A 20,322-nucleotide genomic window follows, 5' to 3' on the forward strand; every position below is an offset into this window, starting at 1 on the left:
CTCAGTCGGCGGGGCGGCCCAGGCCCTCTGGCTGCCCGACCACGACGAAATGCAATCTTTCGGGCTGTAGCAGCGTTGCAGCAACGCGACGCAGATCGGCAAGGCTGACGGCGCGGATGCGGTCGTTGCGGGTGGTCACGTAGTCGGGCGCCAGGCCCTGCATCTGCATTCCCACGAGGATGCGCGCGATATTGGCGTTGCCGTCGAAGCGCAGGGGATAGGCGCCGGTCAGGTAGGTCTTGACCGCGTCCAGTTCGGCCTCGCTTGCGCCTTGCGCGGCCATGCGGACCCATTCGGCCCCGATCACCTCTATCGCCTCGGCAATCCGCGCATTGGATGATGCAACTTGTCCCAGAATCAGCGGCGCCAGGTCCATCGGGTAGAGATAGCTGTAGACCCCGTAGGTCAGACCCCGTTTTTCGCGCAGTTCGTCCATCAAGCGCGAGCCGAAACCACCGGCCCCCAGCACCTCGTTCATGACGTAGGCGGCAAAGAAATCGGGATGGTCGCGGGCCATGCCCTCGTGGCCGAAGATGGCGACGGCCTGCGGCGTGTCGAAGGGCACGACGCTTACCCCGCCCTCCAGCAGGAAGCTGGCCTGTGCCGGCATCGGGGCGCCCTGCTCCGGCAGGCCCTCGAACAGGCGATCCAGCAACAGGGCCAGATCCTCGGCGGTGATATCGCCGGCCGCCGCGACATACAGCCGATCGCGCGCCATGACACGCGCCTTGGCCCTAACCAGGTCGTCACGGATCAATGAGCCGACACTATGCGCGGTGCCTTTGACGGGGCTGGCATAGGGATGATCGCCGAAGGCCAGCCGGTCAAATGTCTGGCCGGCAATCGCGTCGGGGTCCTTGGCATCGGAAGCGATCGAGGACAGGACCTGCCCGCGCACGCGTTCGACCGCGTCTGGATCGAACCGGGGCGCGTGCAGGGCCTGGCGCAACAAGCCAACGGCCGAATCCCGGTTTTCGGTCAGCATCCGCGCCGACACGCGCAGCGATTCCGCGCCGACATCAAAGCGAAAGCTGGCGGCGAGCGCATCGCGGGCGCGGGCAAAGGCGCGGGCATCCAGGTCGCCTGCGCCCTCTTCCAGTAGGGCCGCCATCAGGTTGATCGCCCCGCGCGTGTCGGGATCGTCCAGGCTGGCGCCGCCACGGAACCGGATTTCCAGCGCGACAAAGGGGATTTCGTGGCTTTCCACCAGCCAGGCATTGATGCCCCCGGGCGAAGTCACCTGCTGGATCGCGACCTCGCCACGCACCGGCATACCCAGGGTCAGCGCAATGGCCAGCGCCAGGATGAGCCGGATCATTGAGTGACCTCCGCGATCTCGTGGCCCGGCCGTGTCAGCCAGCCTGTCACCGATCGCCTGGGATCGAACAGATCGCGCGCCGCGGCCATCACCTCATCGGCTGTGACGGCCTGCAAGACGGCGGGCCAGTCCTGCACATCGGCCACCGTCAGCCCGGAGGCCAGCGCCGCGCCATAGCGCCGTGCCAGCCCCTGAACATTGTCGCGCGCATAGATTTCGGAGGCATGCATCTGCGTCTTGAGACTGGCAAACAAGGCGGGATCGACGCCTTCCTCGATGAAGTCGGACAGAGCCTCGTCCAGCGCGGCCTCTGCCTCGGCAAGGCTCACACCCGGTGCCGGCACCACGTAAACGTCGAATGTCGTATCGTCACGCGAAAGCCCGTCATATCCCGCCCCGGTATAGAGCGCGAGACGTGCCTCGAATTGCAGCCGCTCGCCCAGAACCGATGTGGCGCCCTCGCCCCCCAGCAGCGCGGCGAGATAGCTTAGGGCGGCGGCGCGGGACTGGTCGCCGGGATCGCGTTCGGGCGCAAGGTAGCTGCGCATCAACAAGGGCTGTGCGACGCGGTCATCCTCCAGCACCAGGCGCCGTCCGGCCAGGTGCGGGGGCTCTTGCGGACGGGCGCGGTCAACCGTCGCGCCGGCGGCAGGCAGCGCCCCGTAATGCGCCTGTGCCAGCGCATGAACCTGCTCGGGCGAGACATCTCCCGCAACGACGAGGATCGCATCTTCGGGCGCGTAATGGCGGTTGTAAAAGGACAGCGCATCATCCTTGGACAGCGCCTCTATCTCGTGCTTCCAGCCGATGATCGGGGTGCCGTAGGGATGGTTGAGGTAGAGCGCCGCGCGCATCTGTTCGCGAAACAGCGCGCCAGGGTCGTTCTCGGTACGCTGGTTGCGCTCTTCGAGGATCACATCGCGTTCGGTCTTTACATTCTCTTCATCGAGACGCAGGCCGGTCATCCGGTCCGCCTCCATCTGCATCATCAGCCCCAGCCGGTCGGCGGCGACGCGCTGGAAATATGCGGTGTAGTCCCAAGAGGTAAAGGCGTTGTCGGACCCACCCTGCGCCTTTACAGCCAAGGAAAACTCGCCCGGCCCGATTTCATCGGTACCCTTGAACATGAGATGCTCGAGGAAATGCGCGATACCCGAATGGCCCGGCGGCTCGTCCGCCGCGCCCACGCGATACCAGACCATGTGAACGGCGACAGGCGCCCGGTGATCCTCGATCACGACGACCTGCATCCCGTTATCAAGGGTAAAATCGGTGACTGTTTCGGCCTGAGCAGGCCATGCCCACAAAGCCAGCAGAACCAGAAGGCTGCGCATCATCGCCATGGCCAGACCCCATTTTTCGCCTTGTTTGGAGCAACCTACGTGCGCGGGGGCCTTTTTCAAGACGCGGCCACGGGGTTGTGACAGGCCTATCGCTGATCCTCGTCCAGCCCTTCGGGCGGGGCCGAGACATTGCGCACCCCTAGCCGCCGCCACCTTTCCAACTCGGCATGCTGGTTCAGCGACTGCCGCGAATAGGCCTCGAAATAGACGTTGACGTTGAACCAACGTTCCAGCAGACGCCCGTCATTCTGACGGCGATATTCCAGGTCCTCGGCGGCAAGGGTCTGGCGGATAACGGGCGAGACGCCAAACCGGCTGACATGCGACATCAGCCGCTGGTCGGCGCGCGTGGCACGCGCCGCGTTGCCGCCGAGCGCGGCGATTGCGTCGGCCTCGGGCGTGGGGTCGGTGCGGTTGGGTGCGCCGGGCGTCGGTTGCGGCAGTTGCGCCATGTCCTGGGGCATCTCAAGCGGCTTGCCGGGCAACACCATGAACTCGTCCGGGGAATTGGTCTGGGCGCGGATGTTCATCAGCTTGGGCTCCTTCTCGCTGGCACAGCCCGCGAGCGCCGTGGCCGTGGCCGCCGCCCAAAGCATGGTCCGCGTCAATCCCATCGCCTGATCCCTCCGTCCGGTCCTGCCCTCTTTAGCGCAGGCGCAACGGCACGTCACGGGGTGTTGTCGCGCCCGGTAAAGGCGACAAGCCCCATCGCACCCGCGAAAATCGCGATATCGGCCACGTTGAACGCATAGGGGTTGTCGATACCGCAACAGGACATGTTCAGGAAATCGGCCACTGCGCCATAGACGACGCGGTCGACCACATTGCCGATTGCCCCCCCGATCAACAGCCCCGCCGACAACCTGGCCCAGACCCCGTGCGCGCCCCGCATCATCCAGATCACAACGCCCATAGAGATCGCCAGCGCCACACCGATCAGGACCCAGCGGCCCGCGTCACCATCGGCGGGCAGCAGGCCGAAATTGATCCCGCGATTCCATGCCATGCGCAGGTTCAGGTAGGGGGGCCAGACATCAAGGCGCAACTTTTCGGCCAGCCCCAGCCAGTGCACCACGTAAATCTTGGTGATCTGGTCAAGGACGAAAACCGCCCCCGCCATGCCAAACAGCGCGCGCATCGCCCGCCCCCTGCCGAATCAGTGCCGGAAATGGCGCATGCCGGTGAACACCATCGCAAGGCCGGCCTCGTCGGCGGCGGCGATCACCTCGTCGTCGCGCATGCTGCCGCCGGGCTGGATTACCGCCGTCGCCCCGGCCTCGGCCGCGGTCAGCAGGCCGTCGGGGAACGGAAAGAACGCGTCCGAGGCCACGACCGAGCCCTTGGTGGGCGTTTCGGGCAGGCCCACGGCCTCGGCCATGTCCTGGGCCTTGCGCGCGGCGATGCGGGTGGAATCCACCCGGCTCATCTGGCCGGCGCCGACGCCGACGGTGGCGCCATCCTTGACATAGACGATGGCGTTGGACTTCACATGCTTGCCCACGGTCCAGGCAAACAGCATGTCGGCGATCTCGGCCTCGGTGGGGGCGCGTTTCGTGACCACCTTCAGATCCTCGGCCGTGATCCGACCGTTATCCTTGTCCTGCGCCAGGAACCCGCCCGACACCTGGCGGATCGTCAGCCCCGCCGCCCCGGGATTGGCAAGCCCCCCGGTGGTCAGCAGGCGCAGGTTCTTCTTGGCGGCAAAGACCTCTTTCGCGGCGTCGTCGGCGGCCGGCGCGATCACCACCTCGGTGAAGATCTCGCAGATCGCGCGGGCCGTCGGTTCGTCCAGCTTCATGTTCAGCGCGATGATCCCGCCAAAGGCCGAGGTCCGGTCGCAGTCGAAGGCCCGGCGATACGCCTCTTCCAGCGAGGCGCCACGCGCCACGCCGCAGGGGTTGGCGTGCTTGATGATGGCGCAGGCGGGACCGCCCGCGGGCAAAAACTCGCTGACCAGCTCGAACGCGGCGTCGGTGTCGTTGATGTTGTTGTAGGACAGCTCCTTGCCCTGCCACTGTTTCGCGGTGGCCACGCCGGGCCGGTCGGACCCGTCCAGGTAAAAGGCCGCCCCCTGGTGCGGGTTCTCGCCATAGCGCAGGGGCTGGGCCAGCGTGCCGGCCACCACGCGGCGGCGCGGGGTCTTCTCGCCGATGGCGCCCGCCATCCAGGTCGAGACCGCCGCATCGTAGGCCCCGGTGCGGGCATAGGCCGTCTGCGCCAGCTTCTTGCGGAAGGCCAGCGTCGTGGCCCCGTCATTGGCGTCCAGCTCGGCCAGCAGCGCGGCATAATCCTCGGTGTCGACCACCACGTTCACGAAGGCGTGGTTCTTGGCGCCCGCGCGGATCATCGCCGGGCCGCCGATGTCGATATTCTCGATGCAGTCGTCATAGCCCGCCCCGGCGGCCACTGTCGCCTCGAACGGGTAGAGGTTGACCACCAGCAGGTCAATCGGGCCAATCCCGTGGGTTTCCATCGCGGCCACATGGTCCGGGTTGTCTCGCAGCGCCAAGAGCCCACCATGAACCATCGGGTGCAGCGTCTTGACCCGGCCATCCATCATTTCGGGAAAACCCGTCACCTCTGCCACGTCGATCACACCCAGCCCCGCATCGCGCAGCGTCCGCGCGGTACCGCCGGTCGACAACAACTCGACCCCGCGCGCGGCCAGCGCCTGGCCCAGTTCAACCAGGCCGGTCTTGTCGGAAACGGAAAGCAATGCGCGGCAAACGGGGGCAAGATCGGTCATCGGGATATCCTTCGTGTGCGTTCAGAGGTCCCGGCGCCACGGCGTCCGGGGCGGCTCCAGCGTCTCGTCCGGCTCATCCGGTTCGAGATCGCGCAGCGCCCGCGGTGTATCCTGCGCCTTGGCCAGGTTCCAGGTGATGAGGCTCGCATAATCCATCGCGCGCGAAGTTAGAACGATTTGTTGCGTCGCACGCGGCCTGACGCGTCCATTTTCAAGATAAACGCTTGGTTCAAGGCGCAATTCGGCGACCGCGTCATGACGGAAGACCCAGATTTCGCCGCTTTTCAGTGCCAAAGACACCGCCGCGCCACCCATGTCGATCGCGACATCGACCTCGGGATGCAGGTGAAACCGGATCGCGAACGCGATACCTTGCAGGCTGACGCGGTCCATCGCGCGGTCAAAGCGCGCGCGCTCTTGCTCGGTAAAGGCCGCAAGCGTGTCCTCGCCTGACAGCGACCGGCCGTCATATGCAAGCTGCAACTGGCGCACATGTGTCAACCCATGGGTCGGCCCATAGCCGTCATGCCAGCCAGTCATCCCATGCCCGCCCAACCCCGAATCAAGGCGTGCCTCGACCGTGGCGGGCGTATCGACAAGCCAAAGCCCGTCCGAGCGCCCGCGCGCGGGCCCGAGCCGCGAGGACGACAGCCCCTCCAGCCCCAGCGCCGAATGGGACTGGGTAGCGCGGCCCGCCTTGCGCCAGTCCGGCCCGAAACTGCCGCCCGCGCCGCAATTGACGACGACCGGTCGGCGGCCCGAGGTCAGCTCGAACGCCAGGGTCGAGGCATGCGCCTCGTGCGAGGCGCGGCGCGCGGGCGGGGGGGCGGCATCGACGATCACCGTCGTTCGCCCGGCCGACAGCCGCGCATAGCCCATCGCCAGCCCCCGGATCGGCCGCGGCCGAACGCCCGCCTCGGCCAGCGCCTGTTCCAGCCGCCCCGGCATGCCGCGCCCGCCGCCATGGAACCGCGCCAGCCCGCCATCGGCGTGGCGCAGGGCGCGCAGCACAGGTGCAATCCGCTCTATCGCGGCGCGATGCGCGGGGCCCGGCTCGCGACCGGTCTCGCGCAAGCTCGCCTCGGCCCAGGTCAGCAGGGTAAAGATTTCCAGCAATTCCTCTGGATTTCGGCTAGGCAATCCGCCGTTTCCATCGATTTCATGGCGACACTCGCCTTCCAGCGCGCGTAGCGCTGGGGCGGTGTAGCCCTCCAGCCCGGTCAACGACAGGCCAGAATAAACCAGCCCGGTCAGCGCCTCGAACCGCGGCAGGCCGGGCCGCACGCTGCGCCAGCGGCGCGACAGGAACCGCGTCTGGCGCGCAAGCGCACCGAAAAGCCGCCCCGATCCGGGCCTGTCCAGCCCGTTCAGAAGCAATGGCGCATGATGTATCCAGCGGATCAGCCGCCGCCCGGTCAGATCGGGGCTCCACCCCGGGCCGCGGCCCTGACCGTAACGGGCAATCCAGGCCAGCGTCCAACCCTGCGCGCGCGCGCGGGCCTGACCATCACCTGCCGCGGCGAGGTCGTCCAGCCAGGTGAACCCTTGCAATGCCTCGGCAAAGGCACGGCCAGGCGCAGGCACGTCCCAGATGAGGGTATCGGGTGCCTCGACAAGGACCCCCTCGAACAGGAAATTCCCGGCACATAGCTGACGGCCACGCGCATAGCTGCCGATCGAGCGCGGCTCGGGCTGCGACACGAAGCCTTTGGCCGGGCGCGCAAGGCCGCTCAGCCGGGCGTGAAGGCGGTTCATCGTGCTGCCGCGCGGCGGCGACGGTGGGGGGCTCTGCCGGGCGCCTGCCATGGTCGGGTGCTGCTCTGGGCCATTTTGCCTGCTGTCCTGACCATACCGGCCCCGGCGGCGAGTGTCACCGCCTTTGCCGCCGTTCAGCCCGCTTTGACCAGGCAGGCAATGTAAAAGCCGTCCATACCACCACGATCAGGCCAGCAATCAGGGCGCAGGCGCAGCCCCCCCTGCGTATCTCGCCAACCCGGTTCGATCCCCGGCAGATCGGCGGGACGGACATGCAACCCCGGATGGCGCACAAGGGCGGCGGCCACCTGTTTCTCACCCTCTTCGGGCAGCAGCGAACAGGTGCAAAATACAAGCCGCCCCCCCGGCGCCAACATGCCGATCGCCCGGTCGATCAGTCGTTCCTGCAAGTAAAACAGCGGCTTGATCGTGGCCGCATCCTTGGCAAAGGGTAGATCGGGGTGGCGACGGATCGTACCGGTGGCCGAACAGGGCGCATCCAGGAGTATCGCGTCGAACGGAGCCGGCGCCCCCCATGCCAGGGCATCGGCAACGACCAGATCGGCGGCCAGGTCCATGCGGGCGAGATTTTCCTCGACCCGCGCCATGCGATACTCGGAAATATCCAGCGCCGTGACACGCGCGCCCATAGCCGCAAGTTGCAGCGTCTTGCCGCCCGGTGCAGCGCAGAGGTCCAGAACCCGCTCACCGGGTTCGGGCGCCAGCAGGCGGGCGGGCATCGCGGCGGCGGCGTCCTGCACCCACCAGGCGCCCTCGGCATAGCCCGGCAGGGCCGAAACCTGCACGCCCGCGCCCAGCCGCACCGATCCCGTGGGCAGGGCCATCCCCCCCACCGCCGCCGCCAGCGCCGCGGCATCGCCATCGCGCGGCGTCAGGTCCAGCGGCGCCCCGGCGGCATGGGCGGCCTCGATCCCGGTTACGGCGGCGCGCCCCCAGGCGCTGTCCAGCCGCCCACGCAGCCATCCCGGCAGACGTTGCGGCGGCAATGCGGCCCAATCCTGCGGCGGCGTTTCGGCAACCTTGCGCAGCACCGCGTTGACCAGCCCCGCCATGGCCTGTGTTCGTTGCCCAGCGCGGGCCAGCGCGACGGCCGCATTCACCACGCCATGCGCCGCGGCGCCTTCTTGCAACATTTCGACCGTGGCCATGCGCAATATCGCGCGCACCGGCACCGGCGGAGCTTTGCGCATATGGGGTTTCAACGCCGCGTCGGCCCGGCCCAGGTGCCGCAGCGTCGTGCGCGCCAGACGGCTGGCGCGGGCGCGTTCCGCCGGGGGCAGATCGGCCAGCGGCCCGTCCTCGCCCTCCATCTCGGCCAGAAGATGCCGGTCCTCCAGCACGCCCAGGATCAGCCCCAACGCCGCGCCTCGCGCCCTGTCACCCTGCCCTGCCATCGCCGCCCCCGCTTGCCAGCCAATGGGCACCGGGTATATCACCACGGCCGCACCGGCAAGGAGCCCCGCCATGACCGACGAGACACGCAAGGATCTGCCCCCTGCCGCGATTCGCGCCCTGCAAGAGGCCGCGGAACGGCGCAAGAAGGCCGAGGCAGAGGCCCGGCAAATGCCCCCGGAACTGGGCGGGCGCGACGGGCCGGAACCCGTGCGCTATGGCGATTGGGAAAAAAAGGGCATCGCGGTCGATTTCTAGACCGAAATTCAGGGCTGTTTTCCGCGCAAACCCACGTCCCTGCCCGGCCACCAGGGCCCGGACACAAGCCTGCCGCCCATCGCCACCGACCAAGCGGAGTTTGCCCCCAGCACTGGAAGCCCCGGCGCGGCGTCGCCACGGACATGGCCCTGCGCCCGGGACCGGGCGCCCTGTTCGGACGACCATGCGCAAGGGCCCGGCAAAAGGATGACGCGCCTAGAGGCCGAGAACGTCGTTCATGTCGTATTCGCCCGGTTTGCGGTCCTGCCCCCAGATCGCGGCGGCCAACGCCCCGCGGGCAAAGATCGCCCTGTCGGTCGCGATATGGCGCAGGACCAGACGCTCGCCGGCCCCGGCAAAGATCACGTCATGTTCCCCCACCACGTCACCGCCGCGAATCGCCGAAAAACCGATTGCCCCGCTGTCGCGCGCCCCGGTGATCCCGTCGCGTCCGCGCTCGGCAACCTCGTCGAGATGCACGCCGCGCCCCTCTGCCGCGGCCTCGCCCAGCATCAGCGCGGTGCCCGAGGGGGCGTCGACCTTGTGGCGGTGATGCGCCTCTACGATCTCGATGTCGAATTCCGGGCCGAGAACGGCGGAAACCTTGCGGGTCAGCCCGACCAGCAGGTTGACGCCAAGGCTCATGTTGCCGGCCCGCACGATCACGGCATGGCGCGCGGCAGCGCGGATCTTTTGCAACTCTTCCGGGTTGAACCCCGTGGTGCCGATCACATGCACCGCGCGGGCCTGGGCAGTCAGCGTCGCGGTCGCCACGGTGGCGGCAGGCGCAGTAAAGTCGATCACCGCCTGCGCCTGTGCGATCACGCCAACCGCGTCGTCGGTGACGGGCAACCCGATATGCGCGCCGCCCATGGCCTCGCCCACATCCCGGCCAACCCAGGGATGGCCGGGCCGTTCGACGCAGCCGACCAGCCGCGCGCGGTCGCTTTGCAGCACGGTATGGACCAGCATCTGGCCCATCCGGCCCGATGCCCCCATCACGACGATTCCCGGCAGGTTGCCCATCATGCGCTCCTTCTGATCTCGCGCCCGGTCTACCCCAGCGCCCCCCGCTTGGCAAAGGCCCGTGCATCGCCTAGATGAGGAACATGTCACGCTCTTCCGTCCCCTCCCAAAGACAGCTTCGCGTCGGCGAACTGATCCGTCGCACCCTGTCAGAGGTTTTGGCCCGCGGCGATGTCCACGATCCCGACCTCAACCGGATGTCGATCACCGTGGGCGAGGTCCGCACCTCGCCCGATCTGCGGGTCGCCACGGCCTATGTGCTGCCGCTTGGCGGGCACGAGGCCGATGCGGCGCTGGCCGCGCTGCGGCGCAACAGGGGCGAGTTGCGTCACCTTGTCTCGAAGAAACTGACCTTGAAATTCTCGCCCGAGCTGCGTTTCACGCTGGACGAGACCTTTGACCGGATGGACGAGACACGCCGCCTGCTGTCGCAGGATGCGGTACGACGCGATCTGACCGGACCCGAGGGCGATGAGGACTAGCGCGGCGCTTGCCTTCCTTTTGGCGCTGACCCTTCCGGGCCTTGCCATGGCCGCTTGCCGTCAGACCGAACACGAAGAGCGCGCCTACACCGTTTGCAGCTTTGATCCCGCCGAGGCAGAGCTGCGCCTTTTTCTGCGCGACCAGACCGGCGCAATCATCGGCAGCTTTTCACGGCTTGAAACCCTGTTGGCCAATCAGGGCAAGGATCTGATCTTTGCGATGAATGCCGGGATGTATCATCCCGACCGCAGCCCTGTCGGGCTGTACCTTGAGGACGGACAACCCCAGGCCCCCGCCGTGGCCCGCGCGGGCCCCGGCAATTTCGGCATGTTGCCTAACGGCATACTGTGCCTTGACGATGACCGCACGGCAGTGATCGAAACACGACGCTACCTGAACCGGCAACCCGGCTGCCGACACGCCACCCAGTCCGGCCCGATGCTGGTGATCGACGGTGCGCTTCACCCGCGTTTCCTGCCCGACAGCACCTCGCGCCATGTTCGCAACGGTGTCGGGGTGGATCAGGCGGGGGTGGTGCATTTCGCGATCTCGGCGCGGCCGGTGACCTTTCATGAATTCGGGCGCCTGTTCCGCGATGTCCTGGACACCCCGCAGGCTCTGTACCTGGATGGCAAGATTTCCCGCCTGTTCGCGCCGGGGATGGGGCGCGCGGATGGCGGGTTGCCGATGGGGCCGATCGTGGCCGTGGTGCAGGACGCGCCGCGTTGACCTTGGCGCCCGTCTTCGCTAGCAGGCGATCCTTACTCGGAAAGAACGGAGCATCGCAATTGGGACGCCGCCGCAAGGGACGCGACATTTCGGGCTGGATCGTGGTGGACAAACCCGCGGGCCTGACCTCGACCGCCGTGGTCAACAAGGTTCGCTGGGCGCTGGATGCCCGCAAGGCGGGCCATGCGGGCACGCTTGACCCAGCGGCAACGGGCGTTCTGGCGATTGCACTGGGCGAGGCGACAAAGACGGTACCCTACATCACCGAGGCGCTGAAAGCCTATCGATTCACGGTGCGCCTTGGCGTTGCCACCAATACCGACGACGCCGAGGGCGAGGTGATCGCGACATCGCCCGCGCGCCCCACCGACGCGGAAATCGCCGCTGCCCTGCCGGGATTCGAGGGCGACATCATGCAGGTGCCGCCGCAGTTTTCCGCCGTCAAGATCGACGGCGAACGCGCTTATGCCCGCGCTCGCGCCGGCGAAGAGGTCGAGATCGCGGCCCGCCCCCTTTATGTCGACAGCCTTACCCTGGTCGCCCGCCCCGACGCCGACCACGTCGAACTGGAAATGGTCTGCGGCAAGGGCGGCTATGTCCGGTCCATCGCACGCGATCTCGGCGAGGCGCTGGGGTGCCTGGGTCATGTCGTTAGCCTGCGCCGCATCTGGTCGGGACCGTTCGATGCCGAGGACGGCATCACTCTGGGGCTGATCGACGAATTGGCGAAAACCCCCGAACTGGACGACTATCTTCGTCCGCTGGAAGAGGGGCTTGCCGATCTGCCCGAATTGCGCACAACCCCCGAGGGCGCGGCGCGGATGCGCAACGGCAATCCCGGCATCGTGATCACGGCAGAGGCCGAATACGGCGACGAAGCCTGGGCCTCTCTGGACGGGCAGGCAGTCGCGGTGGGCATCTACAAGGCCGGCGAATTGCATCCCAGCCGAGTGTTTCACGCCTGAGCTGCGCGATGATCACGCGCATCCATCAAAAGGGCGATGCCGCATCAGAGGCCGTTTATTCCTGCTGCGGCGCCTATCGCTACCTGCTGACCCGCACCTGGGACCGGTCGGGGCCTCGGGCGCTTTTCGTGATGCTGAACCCCTCGACCGCGACCGAGGTCCAGAACGATCCCACTGTCGAACGCTGTGAACGGCGCGCCCGCGCCCTGGGTTTCGGAGCGTTTCGTGTGACCAACATCTTTGCCTTGCGTGCCACCGATCCGCGCGTGATGCGCGCCGCGCCCGACCCGGTGGGCCCCGGCAATGACGCCGCGATCACCGACAGTGCCCCATGGGCCAACCGGATCATCTGTGCATGGGGGGCACATGGTGCGCACCTCGATCGCGGCCGGGCGGTCGAACAGCTGTTGCGCGCCACTGGTCAGCCGCTATGGCACCTGGGGCTGACGCGGGCGGGCCATCCCAGGCACCCCCTTTACATCGCCTATTCGCAGCAACCCCAGCCCTGGGGCTGACCGACGACCCGAGCCGGGGTTAACCATTGCAGAAGGTCATGCTCGCCCCGGCCCCGCCGCACAGGCTATCCTGTGGCCGAGGGGCGTGTTTCGTTCGCCGCGATACCGGCGACGGAGATAAGGGAAAGCGCATGTTCACGCTGGCAAGCCTGTTCGGGCTGCTCCTGGCCGGGGCGGCGGTTGATCTCGGTGATCTCGTGGCGCGGCCTGACGCGCCAAAAGACGACCCGCGGGACGAGTCGGACCACGAGGATGAGTGCGACCGCCCCCCCGAGTCTCCGCTTGCAGGCCCCACGATTGAGGGCGGCGCGGGCAACGATGCGCTGAACGGCACACCGTTAGATGACATCCTGTTCGCATGGGACGGTGATGACGTGGTTCATGGCAACCTGGGCGACGACCTTGTCGATGGCGGCGAAGGTGACGACCTGCTGATGGGGGCCGAGGGCAGCGACACGCTGATCGGCGCCGCGGGAGCGGACGATTTGCTGGGCGACCTGGACGGCGACGCGCTGGCCGGGGGGGCGGGCGATGACACCCTGGCCGGCCATGATGGAAACGACCTGCTGGACGGTGGGCCGGGCGATGACGAACTGATCGGCGGGCCGGGCGATGACGGCCTGATCGGCGGGCCGGGCGACGATGCGATGATGGGGGGGTATGGCGCGGATACGCTGACCGGCGGGCCGGGCGACGACATCATGAACGGCAATGACGACGACGACCTTCTGGCCAGCGTCACTCGAGACACATCGAGCTATAGCTATGCCGATTCGGGCGGCATCGACTATCTGAACGGCGGCACGGGAGATGATACCCTGCTGATCGGCGGCGGCGACATCGCCACTGCCGGACCCGGCGCGGACCAGGTGATCCTGGGCGATTGGATCGTCACGAGCGCGGATGGCCCGGCCCGGATCATGGATTTCGATGCGGCCGAGGACGCGCTGATCGTGGTCTACGATGCCCAGGCCCATCCCGATCCGGCCCTTACGCTGGCACCGGGCGGCGACAGCATGGCAGACGCGCTTCTCATGCTGGATGGTGTGCCTTTGGCCGTTGTGACCGGCGGCGCAGGGATCGGACCGGACCAGATCGCGCTGGTGCCCGATGTCGCCCTCCCGCCCTCGATCTCGCGGGCGATCTGACCGCGCGAACCAGGCCACGCCTGCGCCGGTATCTTTACAAGGGCGCGGGCCGGGTGTGCCTCGGGGCGGCGGGCGCGGCGACATCGCGCAACAGCCCCCTTTTCAAATCGGACCGAATCCCCTATTCACTCCCATCCGCTGAACTGGCGGTAACCTCCACGGGCCATGCTGGACGACATCCCGGCTTGTGCCATCAACCCTCAGACAAGGAGAGCCCGATGTCGATCACCGCCGAAGAAAAGACCCGCCTGATCAAGGAATACGCCACCAAGGAAGGTGACACCGGTTCGCCCGAGGTACAGGTTGCGATCCTGACCAGCCGCATCACCACCCTGACCGAGCACTTCAAGACCCACAAGAAAGACAACCATTCCCGTCGGGGTCTGCTGATGATGGTGGCCCAGCGCCGCAAGCTGCTGGACTATCTCAAGGGTAAGGACGAGGGCCGTTACAAGGACCTCATCGCGCGCCTCGGCATCCGTCGCTAAGCGCGGGCCTTTCAGGCCATTCAGGGCGCCCCGCATCCGCGGGGCGTTTTCTGTTTCGGCGGCTCAGGGATGGCGCAGCAGGCCCGCCACCGCCTCTTGCACCAGCGCCTCTGGCGTGGCCCAGTCATAGCCGCCGATGGTGATCAGGTTGTGCGCGGTGCCATTCAGCGCACAAAGCAGGGCCTCGGATTTCACGCGCAGGTCCTGCGGCGGCGGACCGTCGCCAAGCGCCTGGGCCAGACAGATACGAAAAAGGTCAAACCGCGCGAGCGCTGCGTCCCCCTGGACAAAGCCCGTGACATCGGCCCGCGTCAGCCCGCCGGACATGAAGATCATGAAGTAATGGTCGCGATGGGTCAGCCAGTAGGCGACATAACCCTGGGCGACCGCGTTCAACCGGGCCACCGGGTCGGGCTCGGCCGCCGCGATGCGGTCAAGCCCGTCGAACAGCTCTGCCAGCACATCGGCCCAGAGGGCGCGCAGAATGTCGATCTTGTTCTCAAAATAACTGTAAAGCGTCATCGGCGTGCACCCAGCCTCGCCCGCGAGGCGGCGCATGGAAACGGCGGCGTACCCCTCGGACTGAAACAGCTTCAGCGCTGCGGCGGCGATATGCGCGCGCATGTCCGCGACCTGCGTAGCAGAGCGCGCGGGTCTGCCACGGCGGCGGGGCGTCGGATTGGCCATCTCTCCTCCTTTCGGGCGCGTCGTCGGGGGTGCTTGACAGAGCGATGCTCATATTTTTATAACGCGTTATATTTTTATTGTAAGGCGGCTCCCGATGCACCTCGCGGCCCCAGTCTTTGCCCTCGCAGCCCTTGCCGCAAGCGGTCTTTACGCCGAAGGGCTTGAGGATGTGACCGGGCACTGGCGCACCGTGCGCCACGGCGCGTTGGTCAGGATCACCGATTGCGGCGACAGCTCGCCCTGCGGGCGGCTGGCCTGGGTCGCCCCGGCCATCGCCGAGGGCAACACGCACGACATCCGCAACCCTGACGCAGCGCTGCGCCGCCGCCCGCTGATCGGCGTACCGATCCTGTGGGGGTTCACGCCGGACGGCCAGGGCTGGACCGGCGGACACCTTTACAACCCCGATGACGGTAAGACATTCCGCGCCCATCTGCATCTGCTGTCCCCCCGCGCGTTGCACGTCACCGGCTGCCTTGGCCCGCTGTGCCGCAGCCAGGTCTGGACGCGGGCAGACGCCCCTTGACCCAAGGTTTCCCTATGCACGACGCCCTGTTCCCCCCGTTGCCCTCACGCGATCTTTGGCGCTTTCGGATCTTGTTCCTGATCGCCGCGATCTGGAACTTCGCCGGCGGCACGCCGGGCCTGTTCGACAGCGCCGCAATGTTCGAACAGGAATTCGGCCACGCCCTGACCGATCCGGTTCTGGTCGCGGTCTACCGCGGCGCCTGGGGCACGGCATTCCTTTACGGGTTCGGCTTTCTGATGGCCGCCCGCGATCCTACCCGCCATACCGGCGTTGTACTGATGGGCGGCATCGGCAAGGCGTTGTTCGCGCTGAACCTTGCCTACATGTATTTCAGCGGCTGGACCTCGCAATTCGCCCTTGTGGTGATCGGCGGCGATATCGTCTTCGTTGCACTCTTCATCGACTATTTCCGTCGCTTGCACCGCGCCGGGATCCGCCCTGTCTGACCGGCGGGCCAGGAGAATCCCCTGCCCCCGCCTCCCGTGCTACGGGACGTCCCCCCTTTCTTTCAGACCGAAACTCGGCTATGGGCGCAGCATCTGAGACGTTGCGCCCTGACCCCGGCGCTCGGAAATGGATAGGAGGGGTCGGCGGCAATGCGGCCGCCATTCAAACAGGGCCCCGGGATACGCCCGGGAGTGCCCGACTAGGATAGATGTATGTTCAACGTTACGACGAAATCGATGCAGTGGGGGGAGGAAACCCTCACCCTCGAAACCGGCAAGGTTGCCCGCCAGGCAGATGGCTCGGTCATTGCCACGCTGGGCGAAACCAGCGTCATGGCCAACGTGACCTTTGCCCGGGAACAGAAACCGGGGCAGGACTTTTTCCCGCTGACTGTTCACTACCAGGAAAAATACTATGCCGCGGGCAAGGTGCCCGGCGGCTTTTTCAAGCGCGAGGCGCGGCCGACCGAAAAGGAAACGCTGACCGCGCGCCTGATCGACCGCCCGATCCGCCCGCTCTTCGTGCCCGGCTTCAAGAACGAAGTGCTGGTCATGTGCACGGTGCTGTCCCACGATCTGGTCAACGACCCCGACATCGTGGCGATGATCGCGGCCAGCGCAGCACTGACGATTTCGGGGGTTCCCTTCATGGGCCCGATCGCGGGATGCCGGGTCGGGTTTGCCAACGGCGAATATGTCCTCAACCCCGAGGTCGAGGACATGCAGAACTTGCGCAATAATCCCGAGCAGCGGCTTGACCTTGTCGTGGCCGGCACCCGCGACGCGGTCATGATGGTCGAGTCCGAGGCCTATGAGCTGACCGAGGAAGAAATGCTGGGCGCGGTCACCTTCGCGCATGAGCAGATCAAGCCCGTCTGCGACCTGATCGTGTCGCTGGCCGAGGCCGCCGCAAAAGAGCCCTTTGACTTCACCCCGCCGGATTACTCGTCGCTTTACGAGGTCGTAAAAGGTCTGGGCGAAGACAAGATGCGCGCCGCCTATGCGATCACCGACAAGCAGGAACGCGTAGCCGCCGTCGCCGCCGCCAAGGAAGAGATCAAGGCCAGCCTCAGCGCAGAGCAGTTGGAAGACCCCAACCTGGGTTCCGCCATCAAGAAACTGGAATCGGTCGTGCTGCGTGGTGACGTGGTCAAGAATGGCAAACGGATCGACGGCCGTGCCCTGGACCAGGTCCGCCCGATCCAGTGCGAGGTCGGCCTGCTGCCCCGCACCCATGGCTCGGCACTGTTCACCCGTGGCGAAACCCAAGGCCTGGTCGTGACCACCCTGGGAACCGGCGATGACGAACAGATCATCGACGCGCTGCACGGCAATTTCCGCTCCAACTTCCTACTGCATTACAACTTCCCGCCCTACTCGGTCGGCGAGGTTGGCCGCGTGGGCAGCCCCGGCCGCCGTGAAATCGGCCACGGGAAACTGGCCTGGCGCGCGTTGCAGGCGGTTCTGCCGGCACCGACCGATTTCCCCTACACGATCCGCGTTGTTTCCGAGATCACCGAATCCAATGGTTCTTCCTCGATGGCGTCGGTCTGCGGCGGGTCGCTGTCGATGATGGATGCGGGCGTTCCGCTGAAGGCACCGGTCGCGGGCGTTGCCATGGGCCTGGTCCTTGAAGAGGATGGCAGCTTTGCCGTTCTGACCGACATCCTGGGCGACGAGGATCACCTGGGCGACATGGACTTCAAGGTCGCGGGCACCGAGAACGGCATCACGTCCTTGCAGATGGATATCAAGGTCGCGGGCATCACCCCCGAGATCATGCGCCAGGCGCTGGCCCAGGCCAAAGAGGGCCGGATGCACATCCTGGGGGAGATGTCCAAGGCGCTGACCTCGGCGGGCGAATTCTCGGTTCACGCGCCGCGCATCGAGACCATGCAGATCCCCACCGACAAGATCCGCGAAGTGATCGGATCGGGCGGCAAGGTGATCCGCGAGATCGTCGAGGTATCGGGGGCCAAGGTCGACATCAATGATGACGGCGTGATCAAGATCGCCAGCCCCAATGGCGAGGCCATCCAGAAGGCCTATGACATGATCTACTCGATCGTGGCAGAGCCCGAAGAGGGCGGCATCTACAAGGGCAAGGTCGTCAAGATCGTCGATTTCGGCGCCTTCGTGAACTTCTTTGGCAAGCGCGACGGCCTGGTCCACGTCAGCCAGATCGAGAACCGCCGCCTGAACCACCCCTCGGACGTTCTGAAAGAGGGCCAGGAGGTCTGGGTCAAGCTGCTGGGCTTTGACGATCGCGGCAAGGTTCGCCTGTCGATGAAGGTCGTCGACCAGGAGACCGGCCAGGAAGTCCCGAAAGAGGAAAAGGCCGAGGAGTAATCCCAGGCCCATACCGAAAACGCGAACGGCCCCGGATTGCTCCGGGGCCGTTTTCGTATCAAGTTATCACGTAATCAGGTCAGGCGCGGGGCGCTCAGGCGGCCGGACTCTTGACCTTGCGCAGATAAGGAAAGATTTCCTCTACCTCGCCAAAGCGGGTGCGCGCATCCTCGGTCGAGATATCCATGCGCACGATCATGTCGTCGCCCGGACGCCAGTCGGCCGGTGTGGCGACCGGCGCGGTCTTGTTGTTCTGGATCGCGTCCAGCGCGCGCAGGATCTCGTCGAAATTGCGCCCCACGGTCATGGGGTAGATCAGCATCAACTCGATCTTCTTGTCGGGATTGATGATGAAGGTCGTGCGCACGGTCGCGGTCACACCGTCGGTGCTGCCATCGGCGGCATAAGCATCGGCGGGCAGCATGTCGTAAAGCTTGGCAACCTCGAACTTGTCATCCGCGATGATCGGAAAGGCCATCTTGGTACCGGCATAGCGTTCGACATCCGACTTCCATTTCAGGTGTTCTTCGACCGTGTCCATCGAGATACCGATGACCTTGGTGTTGCGCCGCGCAAAATCGTCGGCCAGCTTTGCAGCGGCTGCGAACTCGGTGGTGCAGACGGGCGTGAAATCGGCCGGGTGCGAAAACAGGACGGCATAGCTGTCGCCGATCCAGTCATGGAAATCGATCTTACCATCGGTGGTGTCGGCGGTGAAATTCGGCGCTATGTCATTGATGCGAAGGGCCACGAAATCTTCCTTTCTGTGAATCGGGGGACATTCCAACCTTTAGATACATTCTAAATACAGATTTTCCAGCCCGCCTTCGGTCGAAAACCCCAAAAACTGCGCCATGGCGCATCCTGTGCTCAAGAAACTATTTTTCGCGGAAATATCAGGCGCGGCCGGAATAGGCCGGATCAGAATGGGCATGACACGCGGAAACAGATGCCGCGCCCGCCCTCGGGGTGGCGCAGGCGCAATTCCTCGGCATGCAGCATCAGCCGAGGCGCGTCACGCGCAGGGCCTTGCGCATAGAACGGGTCACCCAGGATCGGGTGGCCCAGCGCCTGCATATGCACCCGCAACTGGTGGCTGCGCCCGGTTCGGGGAAACAGCCGCACCCGCGTTGCGTGCTCTTCGTGACGCAGCACCCGCCAATCGGTAATGGCGCTCTTTCCATGGTCGTGGTCGACGATCTGGCGGGGCCGGTTCGGCCAGTCCACGATCAGCGGCAGGTCGACCGTGCCCGTCCTGGGCTCCAGCCGTCCCCATATCCGGGCGACATAGGTCTTTTTCGTCTGGCGTTTCTCGAATTGCAACCCCAGGTGACGCTGCGCCTGCGGCGTCAGGGCAAAGACGATCACGCCCGAGGTATCGCGGTCGAGCCGATGCACCAGCAGCGCTTCGGGAAAGGCCGCCTGCACGCGCGCCAGCAGGCAATCGGCCAGATGCGCCCCCCTGCCCGGCACGGACAGCAGGCCGGGTGGCTTGTTCACCGCCAGTAGCGCGTGATCATGGTGGATCACATCCAGCGGGGTGTCAGGCGGGGCGTAGGTATCACTCATGCGCCCGGCGGTAACGGGTTGGCCTGTCCGGGGCAAGACCGCGCGCCCCGGCTGCGGGCAAACACCACCCCCGCCCGGATCATCGCGCGAAGGTTTGCGCGAGCAGCCGGGCAAGCCCCTCAGCATCGCGGCGGTCAAAGGCCGCGGGCTGATCGCTATCGATATCGAGCACCCCCAGAAGTGCCCCAGCCCCTGACCAGACTGGCAGGACGATTTCCGATCGTGTCGAGGACGCGCAGGCGATATGGCCGGGAAAGGCATCGACATCGTCAACCAGCTGGATCTCGCCCGTCCGGGCCGCAGCGCCACAGACCCCGCGGGAATAGGGGATCGCCAGACAGCCATGCGCGCCCTGGTAGGGGCCGATCCTGAGCATCCCGTCCCCGACGGCGCGGTAAAACCCCGTCCAGTCGAACCGGTCGTCGGCATGATGAAGTTCGCAAGCCATCGTGGCCATCAGCGCGATGGTATCGGTTTCACCATCGGTCAGCGCGGCCAATGTTCTGGACATATCGTCATAATCGATGCGCATCGCATTCTCCGGGCCGGGGAAGG

The 20,322-nt window shown here is 66.2% G+C and carries 22 protein-coding genes; 10 read left to right on the top strand and 12 right to left on the bottom strand.

Annotated features, from left to right (window positions below; translation table 11 throughout):
- Position 1 precedes the first annotated feature (1 nt).
- The 7 genes from EV663_RS06145 to EV663_RS06175 form a co-directional block, all read right to left on the bottom strand.
- A complete protein-coding gene (locus tag EV663_RS06145) occupies positions 2–1,318 on the bottom strand; it encodes a M16 family metallopeptidase (protein ID WP_132950915.1) in 1,317 nt (438 codons plus the stop codon).
- Positions 1,315–2,661, bottom strand: a complete 1,347-nt coding sequence (locus tag EV663_RS06150) for a M16 family metallopeptidase (protein WP_425057127.1) — start codon at positions 2,659–2,661, stop codon at positions 1,315–1,317. The genes EV663_RS06145 and EV663_RS06150 overlap by 4 nt, the downstream gene beginning before the upstream one ends.
- An 86-nt stretch (positions 2,662–2,747) precedes the next feature.
- Entirely contained in the window at positions 2,748–3,275 is a 528-nt protein-coding gene (locus EV663_RS06155; RefSeq protein WP_132950916.1) for a DUF3035 domain-containing protein, read from the bottom strand.
- Between the two features lie 53 nt (positions 3,276–3,328).
- Positions 3,329–3,799: a signal peptidase II gene (lspA, locus tag EV663_RS06160; RefSeq protein ID WP_132950917.1), complete on the bottom strand. Its 471-nt coding sequence runs from the start codon at positions 3,797–3,799 to the stop codon at positions 3,329–3,331.
- Positions 3,800–3,817: 18 nt separating this feature from the next.
- Positions 3,818–5,407, bottom strand: coding sequence for a bifunctional phosphoribosylaminoimidazolecarboxamide formyltransferase/IMP cyclohydrolase (purH, locus tag EV663_RS06165; protein ID WP_132950918.1), 1,590 nt, complete (start codon positions 5,405–5,407; stop codon positions 3,818–3,820).
- Positions 5,408–5,428: 21 nt separating this feature from the next.
- Positions 5,429–7,162, bottom strand: a complete 1,734-nt coding sequence (locus tag EV663_RS06170) for a heparinase II/III family protein (protein WP_132950919.1) — start codon at positions 7,160–7,162, stop codon at positions 5,429–5,431.
- A gap of 134 nt (positions 7,163–7,296) precedes the next feature.
- Entirely contained in the window at positions 7,297–8,577 is a 1,281-nt protein-coding gene (locus tag EV663_RS06175) for an RsmB/NOP family class I SAM-dependent RNA methyltransferase (protein WP_132951068.1), read from the bottom strand.
- 70 nt (positions 8,578–8,647) lie between these two features.
- On the opposite strand from EV663_RS06175, the gene EV663_RS06180 reads away from it, so the two are divergent.
- Positions 8,648–8,833 (top strand): DUF1674 domain-containing protein, encoded by a 186-nt coding sequence (locus tag EV663_RS06180; RefSeq protein ID WP_132950920.1) that lies wholly within the window; start codon positions 8,648–8,650, stop codon positions 8,831–8,833.
- Positions 8,834–9,049: 216 nt separating this feature from the next.
- On the opposite strand, the gene dapB is transcribed toward EV663_RS06180, so the two are convergent.
- Positions 9,050–9,859, bottom strand: a complete 810-nt coding sequence (gene dapB / locus EV663_RS06185; protein ID WP_132950921.1) for a 4-hydroxy-tetrahydrodipicolinate reductase — start codon at positions 9,857–9,859, stop codon at positions 9,050–9,052.
- 83 nt (positions 9,860–9,942) lie between these two features.
- Here dapB and rbfA point away from each other — a divergent pair, with 83 nt between their 5' ends.
- The 6 genes from rbfA (at position 9,943) to rpsO (ending at position 14,187) form a co-directional block, all read left to right on the top strand.
- Positions 9,943–10,341 (top strand): 30S ribosome-binding factor RbfA, encoded by a 399-nt coding sequence (gene rbfA, locus EV663_RS06190; RefSeq protein ID WP_207904402.1) that lies wholly within the window; start codon positions 9,943–9,945, stop codon positions 10,339–10,341.
- A complete protein-coding gene (locus EV663_RS06195) occupies positions 10,331–11,071 on the top strand; it encodes a phosphodiester glycosidase family protein (protein ID WP_132950923.1) in 741 nt (246 codons plus the stop codon). Before rbfA ends, EV663_RS06195 begins: the two co-directional genes overlap by 11 nt.
- Positions 11,072–11,130: 59 nt before the next feature.
- Positions 11,131–12,036: a tRNA pseudouridine(55) synthase TruB gene (truB, locus tag EV663_RS06200; RefSeq protein WP_132950924.1), complete on the top strand. Its 906-nt coding sequence runs from the start codon at positions 11,131–11,133 to the stop codon at positions 12,034–12,036.
- 8 nt (positions 12,037–12,044) lie between these two features.
- Positions 12,045–12,551: a DUF1643 domain-containing protein gene (locus tag EV663_RS06205; protein ID WP_132950925.1), complete on the top strand. Its 507-nt coding sequence runs from the start codon at positions 12,045–12,047 to the stop codon at positions 12,549–12,551.
- Between the two features lie 131 nt (positions 12,552–12,682).
- Positions 12,683–13,699: a calcium-binding protein gene (locus EV663_RS06210; RefSeq protein ID WP_165910142.1), complete on the top strand. Its 1,017-nt coding sequence runs from the start codon at positions 12,683–12,685 to the stop codon at positions 13,697–13,699.
- 218 nt (positions 13,700–13,917) lie between these two features.
- Complete coding sequence (rpsO, locus tag EV663_RS06215; RefSeq protein WP_132950927.1) at positions 13,918–14,187, top strand: 30S ribosomal protein S15; 270 nt, start codon at positions 13,918–13,920, stop codon at positions 14,185–14,187.
- Between the two features lie 63 nt (positions 14,188–14,250).
- Here rpsO and EV663_RS06220 read toward each other — a convergent pair whose 3' ends face one another.
- Positions 14,251–14,874, bottom strand: a complete 624-nt coding sequence (locus tag EV663_RS06220; RefSeq protein WP_132950928.1) for a TetR/AcrR family transcriptional regulator — start codon at positions 14,872–14,874, stop codon at positions 14,251–14,253.
- Positions 14,875–14,968: 94 nt separating this feature from the next.
- Here EV663_RS06220 and EV663_RS06225 point away from each other — a divergent pair, with 94 nt between their 5' ends.
- The 3 genes from EV663_RS06225 (at position 14,969) to pnp (ending at position 18,198) form a co-directional block, all read left to right on the top strand.
- The gene (locus tag EV663_RS06225; protein ID WP_132950929.1) at positions 14,969–15,400 is read left to right on the top strand and encodes a DUF2147 domain-containing protein; all 432 of its coding nucleotides are present in this window, start codon (positions 14,969–14,971) and stop codon (positions 15,398–15,400) included.
- Between the two features lie 14 nt (positions 15,401–15,414).
- Positions 15,415–15,849: a hypothetical protein gene (locus tag EV663_RS06230; protein WP_132950930.1), complete on the top strand. Its 435-nt coding sequence runs from the start codon at positions 15,415–15,417 to the stop codon at positions 15,847–15,849.
- A 213-nt stretch (positions 15,850–16,062) separates the two neighbouring features.
- Positions 16,063–18,198 carry a polyribonucleotide nucleotidyltransferase gene (pnp, locus tag EV663_RS06235; protein WP_132950931.1) on the top strand — a complete coding sequence of 712 codons (2,136 nt, stop codon included), beginning with the start codon at positions 16,063–16,065 and terminating at the stop codon, positions 18,196–18,198.
- Positions 18,199–18,292: 94 nt separating this feature from the next.
- On the opposite strand, the gene EV663_RS06240 is transcribed toward pnp, so the two are convergent.
- From EV663_RS06240 to EV663_RS06250, 3 genes are all read right to left on the bottom strand, one after another.
- The gene (locus EV663_RS06240) at positions 18,293–18,949 is read right to left on the bottom strand and encodes a peroxiredoxin (protein WP_132950932.1); all 657 of its coding nucleotides are present in this window, start codon (positions 18,947–18,949) and stop codon (positions 18,293–18,295) included.
- A 170-nt stretch (positions 18,950–19,119) separates the two neighbouring features.
- Positions 19,120–19,767, bottom strand: a complete 648-nt coding sequence (locus EV663_RS06245; RefSeq protein ID WP_132950933.1) for a pseudouridine synthase — start codon at positions 19,765–19,767, stop codon at positions 19,120–19,122.
- Positions 19,768–19,846: 79 nt separating this feature from the next.
- Positions 19,847–20,299: a GAF domain-containing protein gene (locus tag EV663_RS06250; protein ID WP_132950934.1), complete on the bottom strand. Its 453-nt coding sequence runs from the start codon at positions 20,297–20,299 to the stop codon at positions 19,847–19,849.
- Positions 20,300–20,322 lie beyond the last annotated feature (23 nt).

Origin of the sequence: Rhodovulum bhavnagarense (assembly GCF_004343505.1) — a bacterium.
In the GTDB taxonomy this organism is placed as follows: domain Bacteria; phylum Pseudomonadota; class Alphaproteobacteria; order Rhodobacterales; family Rhodobacteraceae; genus Rhodovulum; species Rhodovulum bhavnagarense.